The sequence below is a fragment of the Oleiphilus sp. HI0117 genome (assembly GCF_001635235.1).
Genome location: NZ_LWGA01000922.1, coordinates 1 through 4,923, shown reverse-complemented (window position 1 = coordinate 4,923; position 4,923 = coordinate 1). Strand labels below are relative to the sequence as shown.

Below are 4,923 nucleotides of genomic sequence, written 5' to 3'. Positions count from 1 at the left end.
CTTACTGAAGGCTCCTTTCATATCATTGCCTAATTTGCTGGCTGGTCGAGAGCTTGTTCCCGAGCTAGTTCAGGATGATGCTCAGCCAGAATTAATTGGAAAGCAGGTAATGGAGCGCTTTTTACCTTCTAAGGCAACTGAAACTCAAGAGTCGTTTAGTGAACTGCATAAAAGCTTGAAGTTAAATGCAAGTGAACAAGCCGCTGACGCGGTAGTTAAGCTGATAGAAAGTGGCAAATAAGGAAGTATTGTGACTAAGGAATATGAAGCTTTTGTTTGTCAGTATAATGGTGAGCTGCTTGCTGGTGTAGATGAGGTGGGTCGTGGGCCTTTAGTTGGGCCAGTCGTAGCTGCCGCAGTTATTCTCGATCCAGCAAACCCTATTGAAGGTTTGGCTGACTCAAAGAAACTTTCTGAAAAAAAACGCGAGATGTTGTTTGATGAGATTCATGAAAAAGCATTAGCGTGTAGCATTACTCGGGCCAGTGTCGAAGAAATTGATGAAATCAATATTTTGCATGCATCGATGTTGGCAATGAAAAGAGCGGTCGAATCGCTTTCAATAAAACCGGAATATGTTTTGATTGACGGCAATCGCTGCCCTCAACTAAATATTCCTAGTGAAGCAGTGGTAAAGGGTGACTCACGAGTTGCTTGTATTGCGGCTGCTTCAATTATCGCAAAAGTTTCAAGGGATAGAGAAATGAAAGAGTTGGATAAGGAATATCCAGGTTATGGCCTTGCACAGCATAAAGGCTACCCCACTAAAGCGCACCTAGAAGCGCTTCGTCAATTAGGCGTCAATAATCTGTATCGGCGTTCATTCAAACCTGTAAAGCAGCTTCTCGAGCACAAATAAATAAAAACTCCTAGTGCTTGTTTCTTAGACTCTGGCGGATTTTTTGTGAACTTTGTGCTGTATCACCTGTCATCGATTTCACATTTTTTATCATTTGTCGAAAAGTTGACGCTTTTTGTTGCTAAATAATGATTTTTATCCGTCAATTTAAGTGTTCTGGCGCTAAGATTTCCTTACTCAAGATCGAAATTTAATAGTGGAATCTTCTCATGCATACATTTTTCCTCAACACTGGTGAAAAGCGAATTGCCGCTCTTACAAAGAACCTATTAGCTTCAAGTGTGGCCATTCTTTTAACGGCTTGTGGTTCTGGTGGCGGCAGTGAAGAGTCAAATTCCACTCCGGATGATGGTAATACCAATACCGTGACTACAACGATTAGCGGTACCGCTATAAAAGGGGTCGTTTCAGAAGGCTTGGTAAACTTATACTCAGTAGAAGAGCAGGGTGGCAAGACTATTCGTTCTGTTAATCCAATGGTGAGTCCAGTCAGAACAGACTCTAATGGTCGCTACACCTTTAATCTTGAGCAGGAAATTTCACAAGGCTCAGTTGTTGTCGAAGTGACAGCTGATAGTCGAACCAGAATGAAGTGCGATACAACGGAAGGTTGTATTGATAATGATGGGCAAGGCGTTTCTTTTGGTGAAAGCTTTAACCCAGGGTCTGGCTTTAGTTTGCGCTCGGTTGCTTCAGGTATTGTGGCAGGGCGGGAGTATAATGTTCATCTTAGCCCATTAACGCATATGGCGGCAGTTCATGCGGAGGCTAAATCTATTGGTTTGACAGCTGATAGTATTCAGGAATCTATCGCTCACATTGAAGACTTGCTAGATCTAGATGCTGGTGCGATGCGTTTGGCGCCAGCAGATTTAACTGCTATTGAGTCGTATAGTTCAATTACAAAAGCAGAACTGGAAATGGGTGTTTTGTCAGCCTCTTTCTTGTCAATGGTTGAGCTGGGTCGTTGGGATACGATTGAAGAAGTAATCGAACATGTAGAGGAAGTGATTGCCAGTGATGGCGTTCTAGGGGCTCAAAGTACTGAGGGCGATGAACAGATTACTCTGGATGAGGTTTTTCTAGAGGCAAGCGAAATTGCATTAGATCTAGAGCAAGCGCTTCCAGATAGTGAACATGCCGAGACATTTGCGGCGGTTAGACAGGAAACGAATGATTCCTATAACGACGTAGCAGAGCTTAACGAGACTCCTGACCTCGAAATTATTAGCCAGCCTCAAGGTGTAATTGTTGATGAGTTGGAAGAGGTCTTATTAAGTGTGGGAGCTACCGGTGGCGAGCTAAGCTATCAGTGGCGTAGAGATGGTGTTGAGCTTCAAGGGGCGGTACTAAGTTCACTATTGATTTCAGCTGCAGATACTTCCGACTCAGGCAGTTATGATGTTCTGGTGAGCGATGAGTCAGGTACCCTGGAGTCTTTGACTGCTTTAGTAGTCGTTAACGAATTGCCACCAGTAGTTGTGATAGACCCTGTTCAAATTTCTACGCAACCTACTTCTGTTAGTGTAGATGAAGGAGAGGGAGCGGTACTATCTGTCGCTGCGAGTGGCGGTGGTGAGTTGGTGTATCAGTGGTTTAAGGGTGGGGTAGCGATTAGCGGCGCGACCTCAAGCTCACTCTCTTTCGCTTCAGCTTCAGTCTCAGATAGTGGTGTGTATAGTGTCAGCGTGACGAATTCGGTAGGCTCGCAAACATCTGTCAATGCGACGATTCAGGTGAATGAAGTGATTTCCATTGAGCCTGTCGTCATTGCTTCGCAACCGCAATCTACCGCTATTGATGAGGGTGAGACGGCAGTGCTGTCGATCGTTGCGACAGGCGGTGGTGACTTGAGTTATACCTGGCGTAAAGATGGTGTTGAGATATCAGGTGCTAACGCGAGCTCATTAAGTATTGAGGCTGCCTCTGTTGCAGATGCCGGAGCTTATGATGTCATTGTATCCAATTCTGTGGGGCAGCAGGTGTCGTCAGTTGCTAATGTAGAAATTAATGAGCTTGAGGTTTTACAGTCGATAGCCTTGGAGTGGTCAATTCCAGAAGAAAGAGCGGATGGTACTGCTCTAGATTTAAACGAAATTGACAGTTACCTTATTCGATATGGTACAGATGCATCAAACTTAGCTCAAAGTGTTGTTGTAGGTAGTGGCTCGGATACCAGTGCGCAGATCGATGATATGGTAGCAGGCACTTATTATTTTGTGATTTTGACTATCGATATCGACGGTGTTCAGAGTGAGGAATCGGAAATAATTTCCTTAACGATCTGAGATCAGTTAACGTTGATCAGTAACTAAGGCTAAGGCGATAATGTTGTAATTATCGCCTTTTTTCGTTTCCATGGGGGCGGATCTTAACTTGCATTGTTTGTGTGTATTGCTTCATTATTGAGTGCTTGAATATCATTAGGTGGCATGGCGTGAACGAACGGTTTCTAAATATTGCTAAACAACTAAAAGATGCTAATGACAAGCAGGATTGGGCGCTTTTAACTGAGCTCGATGCTCAGGTGCGTGTCGAGCTTCAGGCAGTTATTGCTAGTATGCGAACTAAAGAAGATAGGGCACAGCTTTTATCGATCTTGAGGCGCTATGAAAAAGTTTACTCTCTGGTGCTAAAAGATAGCTTGAAGCATAGAGATGAGATCTCTATGGAACTTAAGCAGATTACCCGCGAAAGTAAGGCTGCGAATACCTATCTGGATTCGTCTCAATATAAAGCTTGATTGAGTGTTATTGCGCTGGCAATAACTTATAAGATAAGTGACAAAATTTTGAACATTTATTTATGTGGCGCTTATTTCGTCTTTTTTGCGCCACTTAATTGACTAATTAATCTATCCGTACTTTAATTGCTAGATATCGAATATTGAAGAATAATCGCTTTTTGCAATTAACCGCTCGAGCGTACTCATGGGTGCAAAAGTTTACTGTTTTGCTCTATTCATTACTTCAAGTTAAACCCAAAAAATAAACAACTATAAGGTCCATCTATGGCCCAGGATATGAAAGTTTTGGTTATGCATAATAACCAAGAAGTGCTTCGTGATATCTCTGTTATTTTATCCTTTCTTGGTGAAAGTGTTCTTAGCGCATCCTTGTCAGGTTGGCGCTCTACTATTGAAGAGCATGCAATTGAGCCAGAGCACTTAAGTGTCGTTTTTTTGGGAGCAGACTCGGAGCCGGTTGAGCAGATCGTTAAAGATTTACATGAGTGGGATGAGGGTGTTCCTGTGCTAGGGCTAGGTGATGCTGCTCTAGACGGGCTTGATGATATTCTTAGACGAAAGGTCATTGCGCAACTTGATTATCCTCTTAACTATAATAAGACGCTAGATAGTTTATATCGTGCCCAGGTTTATCGTGAACAATACTCGGCGCAAACAGGGCGTGGTAAGCAGCGTCAGGTAGAGCTTTTTAGAAGTCTTGTAGGTACTAGTCGCGGCGTTCAAGATGTTAGAGCTTTAATGGCACAGGTTGCGGATAAAGATGTGAGCGTCTTGATTACAGGGCAATCGGGTACTGGTAAAGAAGTAGTTGCCAGGAACTTGCATTATAATTCGCACCGTAGAAACAAGCCTTTTGTGCCTGTCAACTGTGGTGCTATTCCGGCGGAGTTGTTGGAAAGTGAATTGTTCGGTCATGAAAAGGGTGCTTTTACCGGCGCCATTACTGCGCGTGCAGGTCGATTCGAACTGGCTGAAGGTGGTACGCTTTTTCTAGATGAAATTGGCGACATGCCGCTGAACATGCAGGTTAAGATTCTAAGGGTCTTGCAGGAGAGGACATTCGAAAGGGTTGGGGGAAATAAAACATTAGACACTGATGTCCGTATCATTGCGGCAACGCATAAAAACCTTGAGGATATGATTACCAGTGGTGATTTCCGTGAGGACCTTTATTACCGTTTGAATGTATTTCCTATTGAGATGCCTGCACTAAAAGATCGTGTTGAAGATATCCCTCTTCTGCTCAATGAGCTGATTTCAAGGATGGAGACTGAGAAGCGTGGCTCAATCAGATTTAATTCTGCTGCAATACTGAGTC

General features: G+C 43.5%; 4 protein-coding genes and 1 pseudogene. All 5 read left to right on the top strand.

Annotated elements, in window-relative coordinates:
• Positions 1-241: pseudogene (locus tag A3757_RS16500) on the top strand (lipid-A-disaccharide synthase); the annotation flags it as partial.
• A 9-nt stretch (positions 242-250) separates the two neighbouring features.
• On the top strand, positions 251-859 hold the full coding sequence (gene rnhB / locus A3757_RS16495; protein ID WP_068508214.1) for a ribonuclease HII: 609 nt from the start codon (positions 251-253) through the stop codon (positions 857-859).
• Positions 860-1,068: 209 nt separating this feature from the next.
• Positions 1,069-3,147 carry an Ig and FN3 domain-containing protein gene (locus A3757_RS16490; protein WP_068554020.1) on the top strand — a complete coding sequence of 693 codons (2,079 nt, stop codon included), beginning with the start codon at positions 1,069-1,071 and terminating at the stop codon, positions 3,145-3,147.
• A 149-nt stretch (positions 3,148-3,296) separates the two neighbouring features.
• Positions 3,297-3,602: a hypothetical protein gene (locus A3757_RS16485; protein ID WP_068508210.1), complete on the top strand. Its 306-nt coding sequence runs from the start codon at positions 3,297-3,299 to the stop codon at positions 3,600-3,602.
• 294 nt (positions 3,603-3,896) lie between these two features.
• Positions 3,897-4,923, top strand: a 1,027-nt coding sequence (locus A3757_RS16480; protein WP_369819558.1) for a sigma-54-dependent transcriptional regulator, incomplete at its 3' end; no start/stop codon positions are given.